A 24,619-nucleotide genomic window follows, 5' to 3' on the forward strand; every position below is an offset into this window, starting at 1 on the left:
CTTCCGGTCATGCTGAAGGTGGGCCTGACCGGCGGTATCGGCGCCGGCAAGAGTGAGGTGTCGAAGCTCCTCGTGGAGCACGGTGCCGTCCTGATCGACGCGGACCTCATCGCGCGCGAGGTGGTCGCGCCGGGCACGCCCGGTCTCGCCGCGGTCGTGGACGCCTTCGGCGCGGACGTACTCGCCGAGGACGGCAGCCTCGACCGGCCCAAGCTGGGTTCCGTCGTCTTCGCCGACCCGGAGCGGCTCGCCGTACTCAACTCGATCGTGCATCCGCTGGTGGGCGCCCGCTCCCGCGAGCTCGAAGCGGCCGCCGCCGAGGACGCCGTCGTCGTCCACGACGTCCCGCTCCTCACGGAGAACGGCCTCGCCCCGCTCTACGACCTGGTGATCGTCGTCGACGCGAGCCCCGAGACCCAGCTCGACCGGCTCGTCGGGCTGCGCGGCATGACCGAGCAGGACGCACGCGCGCGTATGGCCGCCCAGGCGACGCGCGACAAGCGCCTGGAGATCGCGGACATCGTGATCGACAACGACGTACCCCTGGATGGACTGCGCCACCGCGTGCGGGACGTATGGGGCGATCTCCTGCGGCGGGCTCGCGCGTCCAGGGCGTCCCAGGAATAGCGTCCCCCGGTCCGGGCGTTGAACCCTTCCAGTGAGGGAAGGACTGAGCCGTGCCCGAGATCAGCGGATCGACCGGACGTACTCCGGAGACGCATGTCATCGACTACCGCGCAGCCGAGCAGTTGCTCTCCGCGCGGGACCCGCGGGGCGCGGTGAAGCTGCTCGACTCCGTCATCGCCGCCCACCCCGAGAACACCGCGGCCCGGCTGCTGCGCGCGCGGGCGTTCTTCGCCGCCGCGCAACTGCGGCCCGCCGAGCTGGAGTTCACCATCGTCCTGGAGCGCGAGCCGGACAACGCCTTCGCGCACTTTGCGCTCGCCCGCACCTACGAGCGGCAGGGACGGTCCGACCAGGCCAGGCGGCACTTCCGGCTGGCGGCCGCGCTGGACCCCAACCCGGAGTTCCTGAAGGCGGCCCGGTTCGACTCCTGAGCGGCGGGCCGGCCCGCTACCTGGGCCGGCTCTCCGGCGGCCGGTAGGGCGGGATGTCGGGGCCCGGCTGGTAGTGCGGGCCCTGACGGATGTGCCGGAGGATCATCGCCGTGTCGACGGTGATCACCAGCCAGAGCACCCCGCAGGCGATGGCCCACCCGGGGCGGCCCGCCAGCGCGAACGCGGCCGTGCCGAAGACCGCCCAGACCAGCCCCCACACGCTCAGCCAGAACCGCGCCCGCAGCGCACTGCGCGCTGTCGTGGGCTCACTGCCTGTACGCATCGGGATCACCACCCCTCTCCTGCAACGTACTCTTCGGAACGAACGTTGACCAAAGGGCCGATGAGGGGGTCACCGCGTGCTTCCGGATGCCGATGAACTGGCCGAGGTGCTGGTGGAACTCGCCGTACCGCATGAGGACGTCAACGAACTCGTGCGGATGGGCCGGCGGGTCATGGACGATCCGGAGCTGCGGCGGTTCCTGGAACACTCCGTCGACGAACTCGTCCGGGACATGGGCAAGGCCGACGAGCCGGTCGTCCTTCCCGAGCTCGACTGGCCTGCCGGCGCCCTCCAACGCTGCTTCCCCGCCTACGTGTTCGTGGCGGCGCTGCCCCACACGCGCGCGTACCACCGCGAGCGCGGCATCCCGGCCGAGGTGTCCCGGCGCACCCTCGCCGACCTCGGGCGGAACATGGCCGTGCACCGCAGGCGGTACGGCAGGACGGGCGTGCAGTCACCGCGCTGGCTGACCCGGCACTCGCGGGGCGAGCTGTACCAGCTGGGGCGACTCCAGTTCGAGCGGACGCGGTACGGGCCGTGGAACAGCCGGACGCTCACGGCGGCCGGACTGGACCTCGCTCCCGGCACGCCCTGTCTGAGCCTGCACATCCCCGACTTCCTCGGGCCGCTCTCACCGGAGGCCTGTGACCGCTCGCTGGCCCTGGCCGCCGAGTTCTTCGCCCGGCACTTCGCGGAGGAGCCGTATCGTGCCGCGCTGTGTCATTCCTGGCTGCTGGACCCGCAGTTGAAGGAGTATCTGCCCGCGGACTCCAACATCGTCCGGTTCCAGGAGCGTTTCCGCACAGCCCCCGAGGACCCGGAGCCGGAGGACACCGAGCCGGTGCAGTTCGTGTTCGGGGACCCGGAGTTGTCGGTGGAGAGCCTGCCGCGGCGGACGGCGCTGGAGCGGGCCGTGGGTGATCACCTGCGGGCCGGCGGGCACTGGTACATCGGGCACGGCTGGTTTCCCCTGTAGTCCGGTTTCCCCTGGAGTCCGGCGATGAGTTCGGGGCGGGGTGGGGGTCTACCTCTCCGACAGCACCACGGACCGCTTCCCGCAGGAGACCCCGATGTCCGAGACCACCGTCCCCGCCACCCGCACCGCTGCTTCCGCCGCCGCCCCTGTCATCGCCGAGTCCTCGACCCCCCGCGGCCGCCGGGCCCGGATCGCCCTGCGCACCCTGCAGGTCGTGCTCGCCCTCTTCTACGTGATCGCCAGCGCTCTCCCCAAGCTGATCGCGCACCCCTCCGCCGCCGAGGGCTTCGACAAGATGGGCTGGGGCAGCGCGGGCATGTACACCATCGGCGTGCTCGAACTGGCCGGTGGGATCGCCCTGTTGATCCCGGTGCTGCAGTCGGTGGCGGCCGTGGCGCTGAGCGGGCTGATGGTCGGCGCCTTCGTCGTGCAGCTCACCTACTTCGACGGGGAGAACGCGGCGACTCCCCTCATCCTGATCGTCCCGCTCGCCCTGATCGCCTGGGCCAGGCGGCGGCACAATGCGGACCTGCTGCGGCTGGTGCGACGACGGGCATGATGCGACGACGGGCATGAGGAGAACGGCCTGCGGTCAGCGCGGCTTTGGCGCGCTGCCCGCAGGTGTTTTCGGTGCCGAGTGCCCGCTGCCCCTCGGGAGTTCGCTCAGCGCGAGCGTCCAGTTCGGTCCGCGTTCCCGCCCCGGTCCGAGCGGCGGGTTCTTTCCGAACGGCGTGCCTGGGCGCCCGATCCGCCCGCGCCCTCCGGGGCGTCGGATCCGTCCGGACTGCTGTCGGCTCCGCCCGGGCCGCTGGGTCCGGCGAAGCGGCCCCGGCGGTTGCCTTCCGCGAGGCCGCGCAGGCGTTCCAGTTCGCGGCGGTCGCGCTTGGTCGGGCGGCCGGCGCCGCGGTCGCGGATACCGGCGGGGGCGACGGCCACGCGGGGCGGTGGCGGGGGAGAGTTGTCGACGTAGCACTGAGCGGCCACCGGGGCGCCGACCCGCTTGCGGATCAGGCGCTTGACGATGACGACCCGCTCCCAGCCCTCCTGCCGGACCCGCACCTCGTCCCCGACGCGCAGGGAGTGGGCGGGCTTCACGCGCTCGCCGTTCACGCGCACATGCCCGCCCCGGCAGGCGGTGGCTCCCGCGGACCGGGTCTTGGCCAGGCGTACGGACCAGATCCAGCTGTCGATCCGCACGGTCTCGCCGCTCTGCGGCCCGGCGGCCTCCGCGGCGGCGACGGCGGCGGCGATCTTCGGGTCCGCCTCCTCGGAGGCCACGGCACCGGGAGCCGTGGGGGCCTGGTCGGCGACCTTCGCGCCGGGACCGTCGGCCGTCGTGGCGGCCCGGCCCGTCCCACCGGTCTCGTTGTCGTCCGTACGTTCCACAGCCATGGCTCCGACCTTAGTACCCGGGACCGCGCACCCCGGGTGGGTTTTCCGGGCGGTGCCCGTCGGTACGGCCCCGGCGACCTGCCCGTACCGTGGACCCCCGTACCGTGGACGGGTGGACGCCCTCGCCGACCTCGACCGCCGGATCTCGGGCTGCCGTGCCTGCCCGCGCTTGGTCGACTGGCGGGAGGAGGTGGCCCGGACCAAGCGGGCCGCGTTCGCCGACTGGACGTACTGGGGGCGGCCGGTGCCCGGCTTCGGGCCTGCGGACGCCCGGATGCTGATCGTCGGGCTCGCTCCGGCCGCGCACGGCGGGAACCGCACCGGGCGGATGTTCACCGGTGACCGTTCCGGGGACGTGCTGTACCAGGCGCTGTACGACATCGGGCTCGCCTCGCAGTCGACCGCCGTGACCGCGGACGACGGACTGGAGCTGCACGGCGTGCGGATCACCTCGCCCGTGCACTGCGCTCCGCCCGCCAACAAACCCACCCCCGGCGAGCGCGACACCTGCCGGCCCTGGCTGGTCCAGGAGCTGAACCTGCTGCGGCCCACGCTCCGCACCGTGGTCGTGCTCGGCGCCTTCGGCTGGCAGGCCGCGCTGCCCGCGTTCACGGCGGCCGGCTGGAGCGTGCCCCGGCCGCGGCCCGCCTTCGGACACGGGGCGCGCGTCCCGCTCGACGGCCTCGAACTCTTCGGCTGCTTCCACGTCAGCCAGCGCAACACCTTCACCGGCAAGCTCACGCCCGAGATGCTGCGGGACGTGCTGCGCACGGCGGCCGAGGCGGCGGGTCTGCGGGGCCGTACCGGTGGAAACGGGACGACGAGGCCGTCGTACGACGGTTAGGGTCGCCGGGTGCCCCTCTACCCGGAGATCGAACCGTACGACCACGGCATGCTCGACGTCGGTGACGGCAACCTCGTGTACTGGGAGACCTGCGGCAACCCGGACGGCAAGCCGGCGGTGGTGCTGCACGGCGGCCCTGGGTCCGGCTGCTCGCCGTGGGCGCGCCGGCTGTTCGACCCCGCCGCGTACCGGATCGTGCTGCTGGACCAGCGGGGTGCCGGGAGGTCGACGCCGCACGCGAGCGCGTACGACACCGACATGAGCGTCGGTGTGGGGCGTGTCGTTCGGGTCGGTGCTGGGGCTGCGGTACGCGCAGACGCATCCGGACGTGGTGACGGAGATGGTGCTGACCGGTGTCGCGACCGCCGCGAGTCCTGAAGTGGCCTTGCTCACCAGGGGACTTGGGAAGATCTTCCCGGAGGCCTTCGAGCGCTTCGTCGGGGAGCTGCCCGTCGAGGAGCGGGCCGGGAACCTCGCCGCCGCCTACAACCGGTTGCTGGAGTCGCCCGACGCCGGGGTGCGGGAGCGGGCGGCGCGGGCGTGGACCGACTGGGAGACCGCGATCGAGCCCGCGCCGCCGCGGTCGGTGCCGCGGTACGAGGACCCGGTGTTCCGCCAGGGCTTCGCCCGTACCGTCACCCACTACTGGGGCAACGACCACTTCCTGGGCGAGGGCAACGACGAGGGTGTCGTGCTGCGTGACGCGCCCCTGCTGAAGAACATCCCGGGCACCCTGGTCCAGGGCAGTCTCGACCTCGGCAACCTGCTCGGTACCGTCTGGCGGCTCCACCACGCCTGGCCGGGCAGCGAGTTGACGGTGATCGACGGCGGCGGACACAACGCCGGGGAACTGGGGGTGGCCGCGATGGTGGCGGCGACCGACACGTACGCCCGCCGCTCGCCCGCCTAGATCATCTCGCCCGTCTCCCCGAACAACTGCCGTACCGTCGACTCGTAGTTGGTCCGCACGTGCGCGAGAGCGTGCGCGCGGGCCCGTTCCGGGTCGCCCGAGGCGATCGCCTCGTACAAGTCGCGGTGTTCGACGAGGAGTTCGGGCCACTCCTCGTTCCGTCGGGTCATCCAGCGCAGCCGTCCCGCGACCGGTTCCAGGGCCTCGATCAGCAGGCTGTTGCGGGCCATCGCCACGATGCTGTCGTGCAGACGGCTGTTGACGTCCGTGATGGTCTCCGCGTCGCCCGCCTCGGTCGCGGTCGCCGCGAGGTCGAGGAGCCGCTCCACCTCGGCGAGATCCTCCGGGGTCGCCCGGGCCGCGGCGAGCCCTGCGGCGTACACCTCCAACGCCTCGCGCAGCTCGAAGAGTTCCTTGACGTCGTTCGGGGTCAGCCGTCGTACGACCGTGCGGCGGGGCGTCTCGAAGTGCACGAAGCCCTCGGCGACCAGCGCGCGGATCGCCTCGCGGACCGGCACCCGGGAGACCCCGAAGCGCTCGGCGAGCTCCCGCTCGACCAGTCGGTCGCCCGGCCGCAGTCCGCCGGCGATGATCTCCTGCCGCAGGGTGGCCAGGACGCGTTCGCGGACGGCGCCGAGGGGCTCGGTGTTCGTCGTGGAGCTCATGGAGCCATCTTCTCCGACGTCCGAGCCGTCGTTGACGCCGGAGCTGTTTTACGGAGCCTTAACAAACGCGACATCGGTCGGGACTCTTGACGGCGGGACCATGACCGCAGTTTGGTATACCAAAACTGGATGCCAGGCGGCCGCCATCCTCCTGTCCCCGTCCTTGGAGGCCCTGTGTCCCTCGCCGACCGTGCCGAAGTCACCGGCACACCAGCGTTCGTCCCCGATCCCCGGCTCACCAACGAAGACCTCGCGCCCGCGGGCAAGCGCAACTGGAAGGTCTTCGACCTCTTCGCCATGTGGATGTCGGACGTCCACAACCTCGGCAACTACACCTTCGCGGCCGGTCTGCTGGTCCTCGGCATGAACGTGTGGCAGGTCTTCACGTCCCTGCTCGTCGGCTTCGTGCTCATCTACATCGGCATGAACTGGATGGGGAGGATCGGCCAGCGCCACGGCGTGCCGTTCCCCGTGGTCAGCCGCATCAGCTTCGGTGTGTGGGGCGCCAACATCCCCGCCCTGATCCGGGCCGTGATCGCCATCATGTGGTACGGCATCCAGACCTACCTGGCCTCCGTGGCGGTCAACGTGATGCTGCTGGCCGCCTGGCCGGGCCTGGAGTCGTGGACGCACAGTTCCTTCCTCGGCCTCGACGCGCTCGGCTGGGTCTCCTTCCTCTCGCTGTGGCTGATCCAGGCGCTGATCATCAGCCAGGGCATGGAGTCGGTCCGGAAGTTCCAGGACTTCTGCGGACCGGCGATCTGGCTCGTCATGATCGCGCTGGCGGTCTGGGTGCTGGCCAAGGCCGACTGGAGCATCTCGCTCACCAGCACCCCGCACCCCGTCTCCGTCGGCGAGCAGTGGCGGCAGTGGTTCGGCGCGATCGGCCTGATCCTCGCCACCTACGGCACGCTGATGCTCAACTTCTGCGACTTCTCCCGCTTCGCGCCGGACTACAAGACCGTCCGCCGCGGCAACTTCTGGGGCCTGCCCATCAACTCCACGGCCTTCGTGGTCGTCTCCGTGATCGTCACCGCGGGCTCGCTCGAGGTCTGGGGCCAGGCCATCACCGACCCGGCCGAACTGGTCGCCAAGGTCGGCAACACCTGGGTGATGGTGCTGGGCGCGCTCACCTTCGCCATCGCCACCATGGGCGTCAACATCGTCGCCAACTTCGTCTCACCGGCGTACGACCTCGCCAACGTCTGGCCGCAGAAGATCACCTTCAGGATCGGCGGCATGATCAGCACCGTCGCCGCCCTGGTCGTGACCCCGTGGAACCTCTTCTCCAACCCCACGGTCGTCAACTACTTCCTCGGCGGCCTCGGGGCCTTCCTCGGCCCGCTGTTCGGCGTGATCATGCTCGACTACTACTGGGTCAAGAAGGGCCGCGTGGACGTCGACGAGCTGTTCAAGGCCGAGCCCGGCTCCCGCTACTACTACCGCAAGGGCGTCAACCCGAAGGCCCTGTGGGCGTTCCTGCCCGCGGCCGCCGTCGCCGGGGTCCTCGCCCTGGTGAAGACCTTCAGCGACGTGGCCCCGTACTCCTGGTTCATCGGCACGGCCCTCGCGGCCGGCCTGTACGCGCTGCTGTGCCGGAGCGAGCGAGCGGCCCCCGTCGAAGAGCCCGTGGAGGTCTGAGAAGCGTGCGGATCGTCGTCACCAACTGCAACACCACGCAGGAGATGACCGAGGAGATCGTACGAGGTGCCCGGGCCGCGGCAGGCCCGGGCACCACCGTGCTCGGACTCACCCCCGCGTGGGGCCCCGAGTCCGCGGAGGGCTGGCTCGACAGCTACCTCTCGGCGGCGGCGGTCATCGACCTGCTGCGCACGTACGAGGGCCCTTCCTACGACGCCGTCGTCATGGCCGGCTTCGGCGAGCACGGACGGGAGGGCGTCCGGGAGCTGGTGGACGTACCCGTCGTCGACATCACCGAGGCCGCCGCCCATCTGGCCTGTCTGCTCGGCCGGCGCTACGGCGTGGTGACCACGCTGGAGCGGTCCTGCGGGCAGATCGAGGACAGCCTGGAGTTGGCGGGAGTGGGGCGCAACTGTGCCGCCGTCGTCGGGACCGGACTGGGCGTTCTCGACCTGGGGGACGCCGACCGCACGGAGGCGGCCTTCCTCGCGGCCGCCGAACGGGTACGCGAGGCCGGCGCCGAGGTGCTGGTGCTGGGGTGCGCCGGGATGACCGGACTTCAGCGGACGGTGGGGGAGAAGCTGGGGCTCCCGGTGGTCGACGGGGTGGGGGCGGCGGTGAAGCTGGCGGAGTCGCTGGTGGGGCTCGGGCTGAACACCAGCCGTGCGGGCGGCTATGCGAAGCCGGTACCGAAGAGGCGGGTGTGGCCACCGCGGTCGGGCTGACCCGGGTGCTCAGGGCCGCCAGACGTACCGCACGTCCGGCTCCCGCTCCTCGTTGCCGCTGCCGTCCGTGCGCTCGGCCTCGACGAAGCCGTGGCGTTCGTAGAAGCGGTGGGCCGGCTTGTTGACCTGGAAGGTCCACAGGCTCAGCCCTCGCGGGGACCGTTCCTTGGCGAGCGCGACGAACCGGTCGCCGATGCCCCGTCCCCGCCAGTCGGGGGCGAGATACAGCTGGGAGAGCAGGTCACCGGCGAGGACCATCAGTCCGGCGACCTGGTCGTTCACCACGGCCACCCACGTCTCACTCGAGGGCACCACGACGTCCCGGAAGTAGGCGCGCACCTCGTCGTCGGACCGGGGCCGCACCACCGTCGGCAAAGCGGCGGCGAAGGAGCGCAGAAAGACGTCGGCCGTGGCGGCGGCGTCGGAGGCGGTGGCCCGGCGGATCACGACCGCGCTCACTGTGCAGCCGCCTCGGGCACCACGGCCGTCGCCGTGATCTCCACCAGCTGGCCCGTGTACCCGAGGCAGGCGACCCCGATCAGCGTCGACGCATGCGGACCGGCGCTCAGCCCGGACGCCTCGACCACCTCCCACACGGCGGACAGCACCGCGGGCTCGCTGCTCACGACATGCACATCGGTCGCGAGCACGTGCTCCAAGTCGCTGCCGACCGCGTGGAGTTGCTCCCGCAGGTTCGCGATCACCTGCTCGACCTGCCGCGCGGGATCCCCTTCGCCCACGAGGTTCCCCTTGGCGTCCAGCGGAACGGACCCGGCGAGGAACGCGAGCTTCGTGCCGGCCTCGACGACGGAGGCGTGGGAGTAGGTCGGCGGCGGGAAGAGGGTCGGGGCGGTGACGCGCTCGATCACGTGGACTCCTGTGGCGGAGGGCGGAGGGCGGAGGGCGGAGGGTGGACGGCGGACGGCGGACGGCGGACGGGGGACAACCTTTCGATCATCGGGGGCCGGAGGGCCGGACCGCACCTGAATTACAGCTCGTCACCTGTGCCCGGGCATTCGTCGGCCGCGTAATTCCGTGGAGAGGGCGCCCCGGTCTCCGTACGCTGCGCCCATGCCCCCCGCCTTCCCCGACGCCGGCTTCCTGGACGCCATCGCGGACCGTCTCGCCGCCCTCCCGACCGTCCGGGCCGTGGCGCTCGGCGGCTCCCGTGCCCAGGGCACCGCACGGCCGGACAGCGACTGGGACCTGGCGGTCTACTACCGCGGCGACTTCGACCCCGCCGACCTCCGCGCGGTCGGCTGGGAAGGCGAGGTCTCCGAGGTCGGCGGCTGGGGCGGAGGGGTCTTCAACGGGGGAGCGTGGCTGACGATCGACGGGCGGCGGGTCGACGTCCACTACCGGGATCTCGACGTGGTGGAACGGGAGTCGGCCGAGGCGGAGGAAGGACGCTTCCGGGTGGAGCCCCTGCTCTTCCACCTGGCCGGCATCCCCACCTACCTGATCGTGGCCGAACTCGCCGTCAACCAGGTCCTCAGGGGCGACCTGCCCCGCCCGACGGCCTACCCGGCGAAGCTCCGCACTTCCGCCGCCACCCGGTGGCGGGACACCGCCCACCTCACCCTGGCCTACACCGAGGCCAACCACGCCCCGGCCGACCGCCTCACCGAGACCGCCGGCGGCCTCGCCACGGCCGCCGTGCAGATGGGGCACTCGGTGCTGGCGGCGCGAGGCGAGTGGGTGACCAACGAGAAGCGGTTGCTGGAGCGGGCCGGCCTGCGGGACGTCGACCGGATCGTCGAGTCCTTGACGGCCTCACCCGGGTCGGCCGTCCGCGCGGCCGCGAAGGTGCGGGAGCTGTTCGACAGCGCGGGCTGAGCGGCCGTGGAACCGCCGTCGGTTCACCTTCCCGGGTTGCGTTCATAAAGAACGTGGCTTTTGCATGCATCGTCACACGCGGGTAACACGAGAGTCCCGGGCCCTCCAAGAACGCGCTCTATCGTGGAGACCACAGCCCAACGCCCGGCCACCGTCGCCCGAAGGCACACCCTCGCCTCTCCCGACGACAGGAGCCCCGTGTCCCGCCCCGCCGTACGGATGCACCTACCGCCCTGGCTCGCCCACGCCCTCCGTGCCCAGCGCGGGCCGATTCCCTGGAGTGCCGTGGTGCGCGGGGCCCTGTCCGCCGGGCCCCTTCTGCTGGCCGGAGTGCTCGCCGACCGCACCTCCCTCGGTGTCGTCGCCGCCATCGCCGCCATGCTGGCCGGGATCAACGACCGGCCCGGCAGCAGGCGGGTCTCCGTGAAGAGGATCGGGGTGCCCGCGCTCGCGGGCGCGGTCGGGATGATCGTCGGGACGTACGCGGGGGAGTACGTGGGGGCCGTGGCCCTCACCGTTCTGCTCACCCTCGTCGGGCTCGTCGCCGGCAGCATCAGCGCCGTCGGGCCCGTCGCCTCCGGGGCCGGTACGCAGTTGCTCGTCGCGTCTGCGATCGGGGCGGGCATGCCGCTGCCGGAGGAGGGGTGGCTGCGGGCCGTCGCCTATCTCGGCGGGGGCTGCTGGCTGCTCGCGCTGCGGCTCGCGCTGCCCACGCCCGGCGCCCTCGCCGGGGACTTCCGGTTCGACGGCGAGCGGGAGGCGGTCGCCGCGGTGTACGAGGCCGTCGCCGACCTGCTCGACGCCGTGGGCACCGAGCACGCCACCGGCCGCCGCGTCGCGCTCACCGCGGCTCTCGATCACGCACAGGACGCGCTCACCGGGCCCCGGCTGCGGCGGTACGCCAGCTCCTCCGCCGAGCGGCGGCTGCACGCGCAGTACGCGGCCGCGCTGCCGCTCGCCGAGGCGGCCACCGCGCTCGCCTGGGGGGAGGAAGCGGTGCCCGGACGGGCCTCCGCCGGGCCCCGGCGGCTCGGCGCCGCCGTACGGGAGAACACGCACACCGGGCCGTTGCCCGCGCCCAACCGGTCCGGGCCCGCGCTGCGGGCGCTCGACGACGCCCTGCTGCGGGCCGCGGAGGCGTTCGACCGCGGGCGGGGCGGGGATCTGCACACGCGCCCGCGCACCGTCCGGGACCTGCTGCGGTCCGTCTTCGGGGCCGGCGGGCGGGAGTACGGGCTGCGGGTCGCCCTCTGCTTCGGGGCCAGCGCCGCCGTGGCACAGGCGCTGCACCACTCCCACTGGTACGGGGAGCACCAGCACTGGTACTGGCTGCCCGCCACCGCCGTCTTCCTCGTCAAGCCCGACCTCGGACCGCTCGCGTCCCGGGTGCTGTGCCGGGCCGCCGGGACCGTCCTGGGCGCGCTGGTCTTCGCCGGGTTCGCGCTCGTGCTGCCGCGGCCCGAAGGGCTCATCGCGCTCGTCGCCGTCAGCGGGGCCCTCATTCCGGTGGCCACCCGGCACTTCGCCGCGCAGACCGCCGTCGTCACGGTCCTCGTGCTGGCGCTCGTGATGGTCGGCGGCGAGCCCCAGGCCTCCGCCAGCCGGATCACCGAGACCCTGCTCGCCTGCGCCATCGTGCTGATCGTCGGGCATCTGCCGATGCCGGGGCAGCGCGGCGGGGCAGTGCGGTCCCGGCTGGCCGCGGCGGGCGGGGCGGCGCAGGAGTACCTCGCGCATGTGCTGCGGGAGACCGAGCGGCCGCTGCTGCGGGAGACACCGCGGCCCGTCCCACGTGGCGCCGAGTCGGCCGTACGAGACGTCCGCACCGAGGGCACGCCCACCGAGAACACGCCCACCGAGGACACCCGCGCCCTGCGCTGGACCCTGCGCCGCGAGGCCTACCGCGCGCTCGCCGAGGCCCGTACCTCCATCACCCTCGCCGCCGCCGAACTCCCCGCGCTGGCCCGGCACTCGGAGGGCGCCGACGAGATCGTCGCCGTGCTCGAACGGATCGTCGACACGACCACCGCGTGCGCCGTCCACCTCGACGACTCCGGGCGGCTCACCCCCGAACAGGTCCACCGGCTCACCGAACTCCTCGACGAACTCGGCCGGCTCGACGAGGGGCGGGGGCGAGTGGAGATCCGGCTGCCCGAAGTGCCCCTCGCCGGTTAGGAGTCACACCCACACCGGGGCGTGGTCCGACCCGGGTGTCCCCACCCGCTTGACCGGATCCTGGTCCATCGACGCAGAACGAGCGCGTCGTCCTGCTGCCCGGGCAATCCCGTTCCCGCCTCCGCGATGCGGCGGGCCGGACGCTGACTCACCAGAATGTGGTCGATCAGTTCGGGCTGCCGCCCGCCGCCCGCCGCCTTCTCGACGCACTCGGCGACCACGGCACGACGCTGCGACCTCATCGCCTCCTGCGCAGCGCCCCTCCCGATCACGGCCATCTGCGGCCTGCGGGACTCCGCCGACGACCTGCCGTGCAGCTGATCGGCAACGCGGTCCTCGCCCGGTTCCAGCACTCCCCGACCCCCTCGACCTGGACCGCGGCCCCTCCGGCCACCTCTCCCTCGCCGACCCCACCGAAGGAATCTCCCGCACCACCGATGAGTTCCGCCCCTCCCCGCGGTCACCACCCTGAACGGACCGCTGCACAGGAGGGATCCCATGGCGCTTCCGGAGATCGTCTCGAGGGACGAATGGCGCGCGGCGCGCGAGGAGTTGCTGCTCAGAGAGAAGGCGGCCACGCGTGCGCGAGACGCCCTCAACGCCGAGCGGCGCAGACTGCCCATGGTCGAGGTGGCGGAGGAGTACCTCTTCGAGGGCGGCGACGGCAAGGCCACCCTGCTCGACCTCTTCGAGGGGCGCGGCCAGCTCGTCGTGTACCACTTCATGTTCGCGCCGGAGTGGGACGCGGGCTGCCGCAGCTGCTCCGCGTTCCTGGACCAGATCGGACACCTGGCCCATCTGAAGGCACGGGGGACGACGTTCGCGGCCGTGTCGAGAGCGCCGTATACGAAAATCCTGCCGTTCAAGGCGCGGATGGGATGGACCGTGCCCTGGTACTCCTCATACGGCGGCGACTTCAACCGCGACTTCGAGGCGACCCTGGAGATCGACGGGGAGCCGGCCGAGCGGCCGGGTATCAGCTGCTTCCTGCGCGACCGTGACCAGGTCTTCCACACCTACTCGACCTATGCGCGCGGTCTCGACGGGCTCGGCTCGACCACCAGCCTCCTCGATCTCACCGCGCTGGGCCGGCAGGAGGAGTGGGAGGAACCCAAGGGGCGCGCGTCCGCTCTGGGGGCGCCCGCAGGCAGCGTGCGCATTCGTTATCACGATGAGTACGAGGTCTGACACAAGGAGCAACGAAAGTGACCGCTAAGTAATCGAACTCTCACGCTTCGCGCTGAACTCGTGTCAACTACGTCTCAGTACGGCAACTCACCGAGGCTTTCGGGGCCCGGAAGGCGTTAACTCCTACAAGCGCTCAACGGACGAGTGCAACGCTTTCTGGAGGTGCAGGGTGGTGAACGGGCGAACAGTGCTCGAACGCTTTCCCGCTGGCGGGCCGCGTGGATCGTGGCCGGCGGAGGAGTTCGCGCAGGCGAGGCGTCTTGAGGGACTGCAGGCGGAGGTCGTCATGGACCTCGCGTCCGACACGTTCCTGGTGATCGTCCGCAGTGGTGAGGCAGCGGCCGACGCCCTCGCTTGAGGTCAGCCCGCCTCCTTGGCGGGCACCGTTGCCGTGAACTGCTCGGCCTGGAGCGAGTACAGCTCCGCGTAGACACCGCCGGAGGCGAGGAGCTCGTCGGGCGTGCCCGACTCCACGAGGCGGCCCTGTTCCAGGACGTGCACCAGATCCGCGTGGCGTACGGACGCCAGCCGGTGGGTGATCAGGATGACCGTCTGACCGGTGCCGGCCAGAGCACGGATCTTCTCGAAGACCTCCAGCTCGGCCCGGGCGTCCAGGGCGGCCGTCGGCTCGTCCACGATCAGGATGTGGCCGCGCCGGTAGGCGGCCCGGGCGATCCCGAGCCGCTGCCACTGCCCGCCCGACAGCTCGTGCCCGCCGCTGAAGTTGCGGGCCAGCAGCGTGTCCAGGCCGCGCGGCAGATCGGCCAGCACGTCCCCGGCCCCGGCCTCCGTGACCGCGCCGGACACCCGCTCGTCGGTCAGCGGCACCGAGGAGCGGCCCACCGCCACGTTGACGCGGGCGGTGAACGGCCACCGCTTGAAGTCCTGGGCGACCATCGCGACCCGCTCGGCGAGCAGCCGCCGGTCCGCGTGCGCCGCGTCCACGTCGTCCCACAGGATCCGGCCCCGGTCCGGGGCGTACAGTCCCGCGAGCAGCTTCACCAAGGTGGTCTTGCCGGAGCCGTTCTCGCCGACCAGCGCGACGATCTTGCCCAGCGGCAGGGTGAGCGTCACCTCGTCGAGCGCGGGGCGGGCCGAGTCACCCGGGTAGCCGAAGGTGACGTTCTCGAAGCGGATCTCGCGCGGATCGTCCGGGAGCGCGGTCCCGCCCGCCGGGATCGCCCACTTGGACGCCTCCTCGTAGAGCCGCTGGAGGTCGCCCACGAACAGGGCCTCCTCGTGCAGCGCGTTCATCTCGACGACCAGGGTGTTCAGGCTCTGTGAGCCGGTGCGCACCGCGATCACGGCAGTGCCGGCCACCGACAGCGCCATCGCGCCCCCCAGCAGCAGCCCGCCGAGTGTCGCGTACGTCGCCACCGTCGCCAGGCCCGTCCAGGCCGCCGCGATCAGCCCGGTGCGGGCCGCCAGCCGGGCCAGTCGGGCCTGCTCCGCCTCCGCCGTCTCCGCCATCGCGCGGTAGTGCCTGAGCAGGAACGGGCCCACCCCGTGGACCCGGATCTCGGGCGCCGACTCCGGCTCGATCAGCAGGGCGCCGAGCAGCCGGCCCGCCCGCACGTGCTGCACCCAGGTGTGGAAGGACGCGTACTGGCGGCGCGCGATCGTCAGCGCGCCCCAGCCGCTCGGGATCGTCATCGTGACCAGCAGCGGCAACAGCGCGGGGTGCAGCACGGTCAGCACGCCCGCCGCGGCGACCAGCGAGATCATCGCGTTCACCACACGGGTCGCGAACGAGATCATCCGGCGGGCCGAGGCGGCGCCGTACTGCGCGGTGTCCAGCAGCTTGTGGAAGGCGTGGTCCTCGATCGCGGCCAGCTCCACGGTGGCCGCCTGTTCCAGGTACCGCTCGGTCGCCACCCGCTCGACCTTGGGCTCAAGGCGTCCTGTGGCGTACGTGGACGCCGCCCGCAACAGCGCCCCCACGAACATGACGACGGCCATCGTCACCAGCGCGGGCACCGCACCCCGCAGCCGGTCCTCCAGCGCACCCGCGCCGATCAGCCGCCCCAGCACACTGTTGACGGCGAGCAGGCTCACGGCCTGTGTCAGCCCCCGGCAGACCTCGGCGACCAGCACGATCCGCGCGGCCTGCCGGTCGGCCTGCCAGGCCAGCCGGAGACTCCCCGACAGCAGCGACGGCAGCCGCCCCACCATGGCCCGGAACCCCAGCTCCAGGAACGCCTCGGAGTGCGAGTTCCACCCCCCGTCGTACCGCAACGGTCCCCCGAAGAGCAGCCGCTCCGACTCGGAGACACCGGGTTGCTCGGCGTCCGGCTGTTTCCCCACCGTGGACCTCCCCCGATCGCTGGACGGGGGCAACTATGGCGGGGCTGACCGGACGGGGGCAGGGCGCAGAGGGAACAACGGGCAGCGCGCGGGCGCACACCTTGGAACGCAGGGGACACCGGTTGTAGGGCAGGGGGCACCGGTCAGCTCAAGGGCGCGCGGGGAACTGCCCGACCGGCCCCCCGACCGGCCCCTACAGGCCCGCAGCCGCAAGCCGGCCTAACCGGCGGAGCTGACCGGCCGGGACCAGTTGGGTGTCGTCCCCGTCAGCCGGCACAACGCCAGGTACAGCGGTATCGGCGGCGTATAGGGCAGGGTCCCCGCGCCCCGACGCACAAGAGACGGCACCACCGGGGCGTCCGGAACAACCGCCCCGGTGGCGTACTGGGCAGGTGGGGGCCACTCGAGCGCGTAGTCGGAGTCGGCGGGAACGAGCCACCACCAGTGCGTGGCATCGGCGTACACGCACCCGACCCGCGGCAACCGGGACACCAGCTGCCGGCCCAACGACGCCGGCACCCCCACCGCGTCGCAGCCCAGCGGCACCGTCATCCCCTCCGGCACGGCCAGCTTGTACGGCGTTCCCGGTGCCCGCAGCCCACGTCCGACGCGGACCAGCGTGTCCAGGGTCAGCACCTGACCGCCGGACCCGCTCCTCACGCCCATGCGCCCGCGCCCCCCGCTCCGTGCTCGCGAGCATCCCCCTCGGGCGCCGCTCTGTGATGCTCCTCGGCCTCGTCCCCCTGGCCCGGCTCCCCGGAGGGAACCGGCTTCGGGCGGGCCCCCCAGCCCAGGTCGTTGCGCGGGCCGGTGTCCTCGCGCGGCTCGTCCGCCTTGCGCGGCAGTTCCGCCCAGACCAGCAGACCGGGGCCGTGCTCATGGGCGCCCCACGCGTGGCAGAGGGAGTCGACGAGGAGCAGTCCCCTCCCGTGCTCCTCTTCGCCGCGCTGCGGGGACGGATGGGGTTCACCCGGCGCGCAGCCCTCGTCACGTACGGCTATTCGCACGAGGTCGTCGTTGTCGTGCAGCTCGCAGACCACACGGCTGCTCGCGGTGTGCACGATGGCGTTGGTCACCAGCTCGGAGACCACCAGGGCGGCTGAGTCGCAGGTGTCCTCGCAGACCGACCAATGGGTCAGTCGCGCCCTTGTCAGGCGTCTGGCCTGCGCGGGAGAACCCGGGTGCGCGGCCAGCTCGAAACGGAACCGGCGCCGGACAGCGGCCCTGGAGAGGCCTGCTCCCGCAGCGGCACCGAGACCCTGGGGGCGGTCTTCGGCAGCGTCTGTTCCTAAGGGCGGGGACGGAATCACGCTTGCCACTATCGCCCCGTCGTGAACACTTGGCAAGTGTCACTCTGAAAAATGCAGAGTGCTGTGTGACGCGGTGGGAGGCCGTGGCACACTGCTCGCAACAGCATGTTGAGCGGCGCCAGTTGGGATCACCGTAGATCCGTACGTATCGGTATTCGTACCGACGGTCATATCCGTACAGATCTTCGATTTAGGTCTTCGAATGGCGCCGCTGGCCTGTCAGCATGCTGGTGGCCGGAACGCCCGGGCCCGACCTGTGACGCCCGTACATGACTTCGTGGAGGTGGAGCGTGAGCGAACCGCGGTCCGCGCCGACGGTGGGCCAGGTCGTCCTCGGCCGGCGCCTGCTGGACCTGCGGGAACGCGCCGGGCTCAAGCGCGAGGAAGCCGCCCGCATCCTCCGCGTCGCCCCCGCCACCGTCCGCCGCATGGAGATGGCCGAGGTCGGGCTGAAGATCCCCTACCTCCAGCTGCTGCTGAAGGCCTACGGCGTCTCCGACCAGGAGGCCGAGGACTTCGTCCAGCTCGCCGAGGACGCCAACCGGCCCGGCTGGTGGCAGCGCTTCCACGACGTGCTGCCCGGCTGGTTCTCGATGCACGTCAGCCTGGAGGGCGCGGCCGCGCTCATCCGCGAGTACGAACCGCACTTCGTGCCCGGTCTGCTCCAGACCGAGGACTACGCGCGTGGCGTCCTGCGCTCGGGCGCCATCGGCCAGACCAGCCCTGAGGACATCGAGCGCCATGTGGCCCTGCGCATGGAACGGCAGGGACTGCTCACCCGCCAGGACGCGCCCCGGCTGTGGGTGGTCATGGACGAGACCGTGCTGCGCCGCCCCGTGGGCGGCCCGGAGGTGATGCGTGCGCAGATCGACAAACTGCTCGAGGCGACGAAGCTGCCCAACGTGACCCTGCAGGTCGCCCCGTTCGCGGGCGGGCCGCACGCCGGCACGTACGGGCCCTTCGTGCTCTTCCGATTCGCCGTGCCCGAACTTCCGGACATGGTCTACAGCGAGTACCTGACCGGCGCGATCTATCTGGACGCGCGCGTCGAGGTGGCGACCCACCTCGAGGTCTTGGACCGCATGGCGGCGCAGGCCGCTACGGCACATCGCACGAAGGAGATCCTCCGGGATCTCCGCAAGGAGCTGTGAATGAACCGCATCAAGCCCCGCCTCCCCGTCTACAACGGCATGCCGGCCCGGGAGCTGGGGAGCGAAGGCTGGCACAAGCCGTGGAGCGGCGGCAACGGCGGCAACTGCCTGGAGGCGATGAAGCTCGCCGACGGCAGGATCGCCGTGCGCCAGTCCACCGACCCGGACGGACCGGCGCTGATCTACACCACCGACGAGATGACCGCGTTCATCGAGGGCGCGAAGGCGGGGGTGGCCGACTTCCTGCTCTCCTGACCTCGTTGCTTCCTTGCTGGGTAATCACTGCTGGCTAATCACTGCTGGGTAATCACTGATAGGTAGTTGCTGATGGATAGTTGCTGATGGTTGAGACCGGCAACACCAAGCACGACGCTCGCCCCTGACCCACGGTTCACGACACCCGCGTCCCACCCGGCGCCAACGCCGCACACAGTGCCTCCAGCGCCGCTCCGTACGCATGCTCGGGCGGCGTCGCGTACCCCACGACCAGACCGTCGTGGGCCGGCATGTCCGTGTCCGGGTGGCGGAACTCCGCGAGCCCGTCGAGCGCGACCCGTTGCCGGACCGCCGCCCCGACGGCGGGCCTCTCGGTGCCGGGCGGCAGCCGCAGCACCGCGTGCAGGCCCGCCGCCACCCCGCCGACCTCCACGTGCGGCGCCCGCTCGGCCAGCGCGGCGACGAGCCGGTCCCGGCGGCCGCGGTAGCGCTGTCGCATCCGCCGTACGTGACGGTCGTAGGCCCCGGAGACGATCAGGTCGGCAAGGGCCAGCTGGTCGAGCACGCTCGCCCAGGCCTCCCGCTCGCCCTTGGCCGCAAGCACGCCTCCCACGTACCGCTCGGGCAGCACCATCCACCCCAGCCGCACCGCCGGTGACAGGCTCTTGCTGACCGAGCCGATCAGGATCACCCGCTCCGGGTCCAGGCTCTGCAGGGCGCCGACGGGCCTGCGGTCGTAGCGGAACTCCCCGTCGTAGTCGTCCTCCAGCACCACCGCGCCACGCGCGCGTGCCCAGTCGACCACCGCGGTCCGGCGCTCGGCGTGCAGCGGACCGCCGGTGGGGAACTGGTGCGCGGGCGTGAGCAGTACGGCCCGCTCGCGGCTCAACCGGTCGACGCGCGCGCCGTGTTCGTCGAGGGGGAGCGGGACGGTTCGTACGCCCTCGGCCGCGAGCAGCTCCCGGTGGAAGGGCAGTCCGTACGCCTCGACGGCGAGCGGACCGCGCAGGATCTGCCCGCGTCTGCCGCCGCCTCCGTTTCCGCTGTTGAAGAGCAGTCGCAGGGCATGGGCGAACCCGGAGCAGACGACGATCCGGTTCGGCTCGGTGCGCACGCCACGGGCGCGTGCGAGGTACGTGGCGAGGGCCGCTCTCAGCTCCGGCCGTCCGGCGGGGTCGCCGGGACCGAAGACCTCGTTGGGGGCCTGGTGGAGGGCCCTGCGGTAGGAGGCGAGCCAGGCGGACCGGGGGAAGGCGGAGGCGTCCGGGGTGCCCTGGCGGAGGTCGTGCAGGGTCGGCCGGCTGCGGTGCGCGGCACGGGCGGGTGGGGGTGGTGCGGGTGAGGGCGGCGCGAGTGCTTTCGGGGGTACGGCGGGGTGGAGCGGCCGGGCCCGTTCGGCGACGCGGGTGCCGGAGCCCTGGCGGGCGGTGAGCCAGCCCTCGGCGACGAGTTCGGCGTAGGCGTCGGCCACCGTGTTGCGGGCGACGCCGAGGTCGGCGGCGAGCGAGCGGTACGGCGGCAGCCGGGTGCCCGGGGCGAGCCGCCCGCTGCGTACGGCGTCCCGCAGCGCCCCGATGAGCGCGGCCCGCCTGCTCCCCGGCCCGGAGAGCTCCAGGTGCAGGTCGGAGCCGATCCGCTCCGCGTAATTGACCCACGATTCCGCCATGGAAATGCACCCTACAGCCGGTCTTTCCGGACCGTAGATTGTTCCCATGACGACGACGAACCCGCACATGACAGGTACGGCTCGACTGAACCTCGCGAAGGCCGCCCCGAAGGTGTTCCGGGCTCTGATCGGCTTCGACACGGCGGCCCGCGAGGGCCTCGACCCCGCCCTCGTGGAGCTGATCCAGATCCGCGCCTCCCACCTCAACCACTGCGCGTACTGCCTCCACATGCACACCAACGACGCCCGCAAGGCCGGCGAGACGGAGGACCGTCTCCACATGGTTCCGGTCTGGCGCGAGGCCCGCCATTTCTTCACGGAGAGGGAACAGGCGGCCCTGGCCCTCACCGAGGCGGTGACGCTGGTGGCCGACGGGGGAGTCCCCGACACGGTCTACGCCCAGGCCGCGGCCTGCTTCGACGAGCAGGAACTGGCCCACGTACTGTCGCTGATCCTCACGATCAACACCTGGAACAGGGTGGCCCTGGCGACGGCGAAGGTGGCGGGGACGGACGAGCGGGGCTGAGCGGCCGGGGCGCTGACCGGCCGGCCGGGGGGGGGCTGAGCGGCCAGGGGTCTTCTCCGCGCCGCCCTACACCGTCATCGGACGGTCGTACGGCCCGATCGGCGCCGGCAGTTGCGAACTGCCCGTCAGATAACGGTCGACCGCCGCCGCGACCGCCCGCCCCTCCGCGATCGCCCACACGATCAACGACTGCCCCCGAGCGGCGTCCCCTGCGGCGAACACCCCCGGCACGTTCGTACCGAACCCCGCGTCCCGCGCGACCGTCCCCCGAGGCTCCATCCCCAGCCCCAACTGCTCCACCAGCCCGTCCCCCCGGTCCGGCCCGGAGAAACCGAGCGCCAGCAGTACGAGGTCGGCGGGAAGTGTCCGCTGCGTGCCCTCCACCGGCCGTCGCACCGCGTCCACCTCGACGAGGTGCAGCGACCGCACGTGACCGTCCGCGTCCCCGGTGAAGCGCAGCGTGGACGCCGCGAACAACCGTGCGTCCGCGTCGGCCGCGGGCGCCGTCCGCAGCTCACCGGCCTCCTCGTGCGCCGCCGACAACCGGTAGATCTTCGGATACGTGGGCCACGGTTCGACATCCTCGTCCCGCTCGCCCCCCGGCTGGGCGTAGATGTCCAACTGGGTCACGGAGGCGGCCCCTTCCCGCACCGCGGTCCCCAGACAGTCCGCGCCGGTGTCACCCCCGCCCACGATCACGACATGCTTGCCGGCGGCCGACATCGGGGACACCGCGAGTTCCCCCTCGCAGACCCGGTTGGCGAGCGGCAGATACTCCATGGCCTGCTGAATCCCGGCCAACTCCCGTCCCGGCACGTCCAGTTCGCGCCACGCCGTGGCCCCGGTGGCAATCACCACCGCGTCGTACCGGGTCCGCAGATCCGCCGCGCCGACATCCCGCCCGACCGCCGTGGACGTACGGAACTTCGTCCCCTCGGCGCGCATCTGCTCGATCCGCCGGTCCAGATGCCGCTTCTCCATCTTGAACTCGGGGATGCCGTACCGCATCAGCCCGCCCGGTCGGTCGTCCTTCTCGTAGACGGCGACCGTGTGCCCCGCCCGCGTCAACTGCTGTGCCGCGGCGAGCCCGGTCGGCCCCGACCCGATCACCGCGACGGTGCGCCCCGACAGCCGGTCCGGCGGCCGGGGCGGCGTGAGCCCGAGCTCCCAGGCCCGTTCCGCGACGGCCACCTCGACGTTCTTGATGGTGACCGCCGGCTGGTTGATGGCGAGCACGCACCCCGCCTCGCACGGCGCCGGACACAACCTCCCCGTGAACTCGGGGAAGTTGTTCGTCGCGTGCAGCCGGTCGGCGGCCTGCCGCCAGTCCTCCCGCGAGACCAGGTCGTTCCACTCCGGGATGAGATTGCCCAGCGGACAGGCCTCGTGGCAGAACGGGATGCCGCAGTCCATGCAGCGATCGGCCTGTTCGGTGATGATGGGCAGCAGCGCCCCGGGGACGTACACCTCGTCCCAGTCCCGGACCCGCTCCTCGACCGGCCGGCGGGGCCAGTCCTGGCGGGGGGTGGTCATGAATCCCTTGGGATCGGCCATGGCCGTCTTCCTCGCTCACGCTGGTGACGCTGACGCGTCCGACGTGGCCGTGCGTCATCGAGCGGCACTTCTGCGGAACTTCTTCCGGCCACGATACGACTCCTGGGCCACTCGCGCAGAGTGCCGGCGGGCCGCTGGGACAGCGCCCTGTCCAGGCCGGGTTCTCCGGGCTGGGGAGCGGTGTGCGCGGTGTGCTCGCGGTGCGCTCACGGTGTGTGCGCGGTGTGCGCGCTCAGGTGAGGGCCAGCACGTACGCCAGCGCCGCCGCGCCCGAGGCGATCGCGCGGACGTGGTTCCACATCGTCCACTCGCGCACGTACGTCGGCCAGTACGCCGTCGCCTCCGGGGTGCCCGGATCCAGCCTGAGCAGGGCGTCGTTGCGGGGCACGTTCGCCACCATCGTCAGCCCGAACGAACCGAACAGATACAGCGCGCTGCCCACCAGCAGTTCCACGGTCCCCTCGTCCGGCCACAGCACGAACGTCACCACCGCGATCACCGCGCACAGGACCGCGGAGCCCGCGAACACGGCCATGAACGGCGGCCGCACCGCGCTCACATTGATCGCGTTCATCGCGGCGACACCCTGCGCGGGCGGCAACGCGGCGAGCCCTCTCATCACGAACGTCGAGAACGCGCAGAACACCCCGGCCACCAGCCCGGTGCCGAGCACACCCAGCACGACCAGCACGAAGTAAGGCCCATCGATCATTCCCACACCAGCTCCCGCCGCCGACCCAGCACACCCGTCCCCACCAGTGAATCCCGCACCCACCCTCGTCACCATGGCCATCCCGCGCACCCCCATAAGCGGACGTCCATCCGCACCTGCCTCCTAGCACTCCTTCACACCGGTCGCCTGCGGCCTCTCGACCTCTGCGGGGGCTGTCTGACTGTGACGGAGGGAGGCAGGAGCGGGGGCGGAGGGGGAGGTGGCCGAGGGTCGGGCCCGGCAGTGGGGAGAGGGCTGGTGCCGGGATTCCTTCAATGGTGCGGAGGAGCCGGCGGGGGGCCAGTCCGGCGGCGCCGGGCGGCCTGCTGATCGGTGGTGCGGAGCGGCTGGGGGCCAAGGTTCCACTTCGGCGGTGTGGAGCGGGCGGGGTGCGGAACGGGCGGGGTGCTGGGGGTTCCGTTCGGCGGTGCGGAACGTCGATGCCGGCGCTTCGGTCCGGCGGCGCCGGGCGGCCTGCTGCCGGGGTCTGAGTTCGGCGGGGCCCAGTGGACGGCTGCCGGGGCTCAGCCCAGCACTGCCAAGCGGTCCGTGCCGGGAGGGTCACCCCGCCTCCTCCCGCATCACCGCCCCGGGATCCCGCCACCCCCGCAGCACCGCCTCCACCCGCCCCGAGATCCGCCGCCGCGCCTCGTGCCGTGCCACCCCGCTCATCAGCAACGTGTCGTACGGCGTGTCCACATGCCGTACGGACGCCACCACCGCCGACACCACCGCCCCCTCCGACAGGGCCCGCCCCGCCGCACTCCGCCCCACCCGCCCACTGCCCCGCACGGACGCGTGTGAGGCGATGGCCCGAGCCCGCTCGTCGGGGCACCCGGGAAACAGCCGCCGAATCTCCGCAGCGAACGCCTCCGCGAACCGCACGTCCTCCACCGCGCGCCGCCTCGCGTCCCGCACCCGACGCCGCCGTCGGGCCTCCGCGTCGGCCAGACACCGCTCCTCGGCCCGCGCCAGCCCCGCTTCCTCGACGAGGACGCCCTGCCGCTCGTACCGCCCCTTGCGCCGGTTGAACCGCACGACGACCGCCGACAGCGCGCTCTCCTCCCACGACCGACGCGTGAGCGCCGTGTCCCCGCGCGGCAGGAACACCAAGTGTCCGAGGTCGGCACAGTCGAGACACCGCGGCGCCCCGTCCTCGACGACGAGCAACGGCAGCGGCCCGCCCCGGCACTCCGCACAGTGCCGTCTCCGCAACGGCTGGACGACGAGAGGTCCACCACGGGCCGGGGGAGTCGCGAGGCCTGTCATGAGGGGTTCCTTCCCCGGCCGCCCCCACGCCTGACACGGACCACGCCTGACACGGACCCTTGACTGGCAGGGACCCGTGACTGACACGGGCACGGACCACGCTTGGCACGGACCCTTGACCGGCACGGACCCACGACTGACACGGACCGACACCTGACATGGACACGGACCGCTGAAACCGTTGTCCGATGCCGCGTCGGCCACTTGACCGTCACCCC

Annotated in this window: 26 protein-coding genes and 1 pseudogene; 15 read left to right on the plus strand and 12 right to left on the minus strand. The window is 72.1% G+C overall.

Annotated elements, in window-relative coordinates:
• The first annotated feature begins 9 nt into the window (after positions 1–9).
• Both coaE and D1369_RS30720 read left to right on the plus strand, forming a co-directional pair.
• Positions 10–627, plus strand: coding sequence for a dephospho-CoA kinase (coaE, locus tag D1369_RS30715; protein WP_007381309.1), 618 nt, complete (start codon positions 10–12; stop codon positions 625–627).
• Between the two features lie 50 nt (positions 628–677).
• Positions 678–1,058: a tetratricopeptide repeat protein gene (locus tag D1369_RS30720; RefSeq protein WP_007381308.1), complete on the plus strand. Its 381-nt coding sequence runs from the start codon at positions 678–680 to the stop codon at positions 1,056–1,058.
• A 16-nt stretch (positions 1,059–1,074) separates the two neighbouring features.
• Here D1369_RS30720 and D1369_RS30725 read toward each other — a convergent pair whose 3' ends face one another.
• A complete protein-coding gene (locus D1369_RS30725) occupies positions 1,075–1,341 on the minus strand; it encodes a DUF6343 family protein (RefSeq protein WP_202476968.1) in 267 nt (88 codons plus the stop codon).
• Positions 1,342–1,417: 76 nt separating this feature from the next.
• Between D1369_RS30725 and D1369_RS30730 the strand changes: the two genes are divergently transcribed.
• On the plus strand, positions 1,418–2,317 hold the full coding sequence (locus tag D1369_RS30730) for an acyltransferase domain-containing protein (protein ID WP_007381306.1): 900 nt from the start codon (positions 1,418–1,420) through the stop codon (positions 2,315–2,317).
• 94 nt (positions 2,318–2,411) lie between these two features.
• Complete coding sequence (locus D1369_RS30735; protein ID WP_202476967.1) at positions 2,412–2,876, plus strand: DoxX family protein; 465 nt, start codon at positions 2,412–2,414, stop codon at positions 2,874–2,876.
• Positions 2,877–2,980: 104 nt separating this feature from the next.
• Here D1369_RS30735 and D1369_RS30740 read toward each other — a convergent pair whose 3' ends face one another.
• Positions 2,981–3,709, minus strand: a complete 729-nt coding sequence (locus tag D1369_RS30740) for an RNA-binding S4 domain-containing protein (protein ID WP_037899601.1) — start codon at positions 3,707–3,709, stop codon at positions 2,981–2,983.
• A gap of 112 nt (positions 3,710–3,821) precedes the next feature.
• Between D1369_RS30740 and D1369_RS30745 the strand changes: the two genes are divergently transcribed.
• Complete coding sequence (locus tag D1369_RS30745; RefSeq protein ID WP_007381303.1) at positions 3,822–4,553, plus strand: uracil-DNA glycosylase; 732 nt, start codon at positions 3,822–3,824, stop codon at positions 4,551–4,553.
• Between the two features lie 9 nt (positions 4,554–4,562).
• Positions 4,563–5,463, plus strand: a pseudogene (locus tag D1369_RS30750) (alpha/beta fold hydrolase).
• On the opposite strand, the gene D1369_RS30755 reads toward D1369_RS30750, so the two are convergent.
• Positions 5,460–6,128: a GntR family transcriptional regulator gene (locus D1369_RS30755; protein ID WP_007381302.1), complete on the minus strand. Its 669-nt coding sequence runs from the start codon at positions 6,126–6,128 to the stop codon at positions 5,460–5,462. The pseudogene D1369_RS30750 and the gene D1369_RS30755 sit on opposite strands and share 4 nt — an antisense overlap.
• A gap of 174 nt (positions 6,129–6,302) precedes the next feature.
• Between D1369_RS30755 and D1369_RS30760 the strand changes: the two genes are divergently transcribed.
• Positions 6,303–7,769 (plus strand): NCS1 family nucleobase:cation symporter-1, encoded by a 1,467-nt coding sequence (locus tag D1369_RS30760; protein ID WP_007381301.1) that lies wholly within the window; start codon positions 6,303–6,305, stop codon positions 7,767–7,769.
• 5 nt (positions 7,770–7,774) lie between these two features.
• Positions 7,775–8,494: an aspartate/glutamate racemase family protein gene (locus D1369_RS30765; protein WP_037899598.1), complete on the plus strand. Its 720-nt coding sequence runs from the start codon at positions 7,775–7,777 to the stop codon at positions 8,492–8,494.
• Positions 8,495–8,503: 9 nt separating this feature from the next.
• On the opposite strand, the gene D1369_RS30770 is transcribed toward D1369_RS30765, so the two are convergent.
• The gene (locus tag D1369_RS30770; protein ID WP_037899596.1) at positions 8,504–8,953 is read right to left on the minus strand and encodes a GNAT family N-acetyltransferase; all 450 of its coding nucleotides are present in this window, start codon (positions 8,951–8,953) and stop codon (positions 8,504–8,506) included.
• Positions 8,950–9,363 (minus strand): Rid family hydrolase, encoded by a 414-nt coding sequence (locus D1369_RS30775; protein WP_037899594.1) that lies wholly within the window; start codon positions 9,361–9,363, stop codon positions 8,950–8,952. The genes D1369_RS30770 and D1369_RS30775 overlap by 4 nt, the downstream gene beginning before the upstream one ends.
• Before the next feature lie 202 nt (positions 9,364–9,565).
• On the opposite strand from D1369_RS30775, the gene D1369_RS30780 reads away from it, so the two are divergent.
• The 4 genes from D1369_RS30780 (at position 9,566) to D1369_RS30800 (ending at position 14,051) form a co-directional block, all read left to right on the plus strand.
• Positions 9,566–10,330 carry a nucleotidyltransferase domain-containing protein gene (locus D1369_RS30780; RefSeq protein WP_037899593.1) on the plus strand — a complete coding sequence of 255 codons (765 nt, stop codon included), beginning with the start codon at positions 9,566–9,568 and terminating at the stop codon, positions 10,328–10,330.
• Between the two features lie 219 nt (positions 10,331–10,549).
• A complete protein-coding gene (locus tag D1369_RS30785) occupies positions 10,550–12,505 on the plus strand; it encodes an FUSC family protein (protein WP_118082723.1) in 1,956 nt (651 codons plus the stop codon).
• Positions 12,506–13,003: 498 nt separating this feature from the next.
• Positions 13,004–13,693, plus strand: coding sequence for a DUF899 domain-containing protein (locus D1369_RS30795; protein ID WP_007381296.1), 690 nt, complete (start codon positions 13,004–13,006; stop codon positions 13,691–13,693).
• Positions 13,694–13,865: 172 nt separating this feature from the next.
• Positions 13,866–14,051 (plus strand): hypothetical protein, encoded by a 186-nt coding sequence (locus D1369_RS30800; protein WP_082319552.1) that lies wholly within the window; start codon positions 13,866–13,868, stop codon positions 14,049–14,051.
• Between the two features lie 2 nt (positions 14,052–14,053).
• On the opposite strand, the gene D1369_RS30805 is transcribed toward D1369_RS30800, so the two are convergent.
• The 3 genes from D1369_RS30805 to D1369_RS30815 form a co-directional block, all read right to left on the minus strand.
• A complete protein-coding gene (locus D1369_RS30805; protein WP_037899589.1) occupies positions 14,054–15,997 on the minus strand; it encodes an ABC transporter ATP-binding protein in 1,944 nt (647 codons plus the stop codon).
• Between the two features lie 219 nt (positions 15,998–16,216).
• A complete protein-coding gene (locus tag D1369_RS30810; protein ID WP_007381293.1) occupies positions 16,217–16,663 on the minus strand; it encodes a hypothetical protein in 447 nt (148 codons plus the stop codon).
• Positions 16,654–17,316: an ATP-binding protein gene (locus D1369_RS30815; RefSeq protein ID WP_050789686.1), complete on the minus strand. Its 663-nt coding sequence runs from the start codon at positions 17,314–17,316 to the stop codon at positions 16,654–16,656. Before D1369_RS30815 ends, D1369_RS30810 begins: the two co-directional genes overlap by 10 nt.
• Before the next feature lie 281 nt (positions 17,317–17,597).
• On the opposite strand from D1369_RS30815, the gene D1369_RS30820 reads away from it, so the two are divergent.
• Positions 17,598–18,458 (plus strand): helix-turn-helix transcriptional regulator, encoded by an 861-nt coding sequence (locus D1369_RS30820; protein ID WP_007381291.1) that lies wholly within the window; start codon positions 17,598–17,600, stop codon positions 18,456–18,458.
• A complete protein-coding gene (locus tag D1369_RS30825) occupies positions 18,459–18,713 on the plus strand; it encodes a DUF397 domain-containing protein (RefSeq protein ID WP_007381290.1) in 255 nt (84 codons plus the stop codon).
• Positions 18,714–18,849: 136 nt separating this feature from the next.
• Here D1369_RS30825 and D1369_RS30830 read toward each other — a convergent pair whose 3' ends face one another.
• Positions 18,850–20,340, minus strand: a complete 1,491-nt coding sequence (locus D1369_RS30830; protein ID WP_118082724.1) for a PLP-dependent aminotransferase family protein — start codon at positions 20,338–20,340, stop codon at positions 18,850–18,852.
• A 46-nt stretch (positions 20,341–20,386) separates the two neighbouring features.
• Here D1369_RS30830 and D1369_RS30835 point away from each other — a divergent pair, with 46 nt between their 5' ends.
• Positions 20,387–20,866 (plus strand): carboxymuconolactone decarboxylase family protein, encoded by a 480-nt coding sequence (locus D1369_RS30835; RefSeq protein WP_007381287.1) that lies wholly within the window; start codon positions 20,387–20,389, stop codon positions 20,864–20,866.
• A 66-nt stretch (positions 20,867–20,932) separates the two neighbouring features.
• Here the strand turns inward: D1369_RS30835 and D1369_RS30840 are convergent, their stop codons facing one another.
• From D1369_RS30840 to D1369_RS30850, 3 genes are all read right to left on the minus strand, one after another.
• Positions 20,933–22,420, minus strand: coding sequence for a glutamate synthase subunit beta (locus tag D1369_RS30840; protein ID WP_007381286.1), 1,488 nt, complete (start codon positions 22,418–22,420; stop codon positions 20,933–20,935).
• Between the two features lie 232 nt (positions 22,421–22,652).
• Positions 22,653–23,132, minus strand: a complete 480-nt coding sequence (locus D1369_RS30845) for an anthrone oxygenase family protein (protein ID WP_118082725.1) — start codon at positions 23,130–23,132, stop codon at positions 22,653–22,655.
• A 561-nt stretch (positions 23,133–23,693) separates the two neighbouring features.
• Positions 23,694–24,401 carry a DUF2293 domain-containing protein gene (locus D1369_RS30850; RefSeq protein ID WP_082319378.1) on the minus strand — a complete coding sequence of 236 codons (708 nt, stop codon included), beginning with the start codon at positions 24,399–24,401 and terminating at the stop codon, positions 23,694–23,696.
• Between the last annotated feature and the right edge of the window lie 218 nt (positions 24,402–24,619).

Source organism: Streptomyces sp. CC0208 (assembly GCF_003443735.1).
Lineage (GTDB): Bacteria > Actinomycetota > Actinomycetes > Streptomycetales > Streptomycetaceae > Streptomyces > Streptomyces sviceus.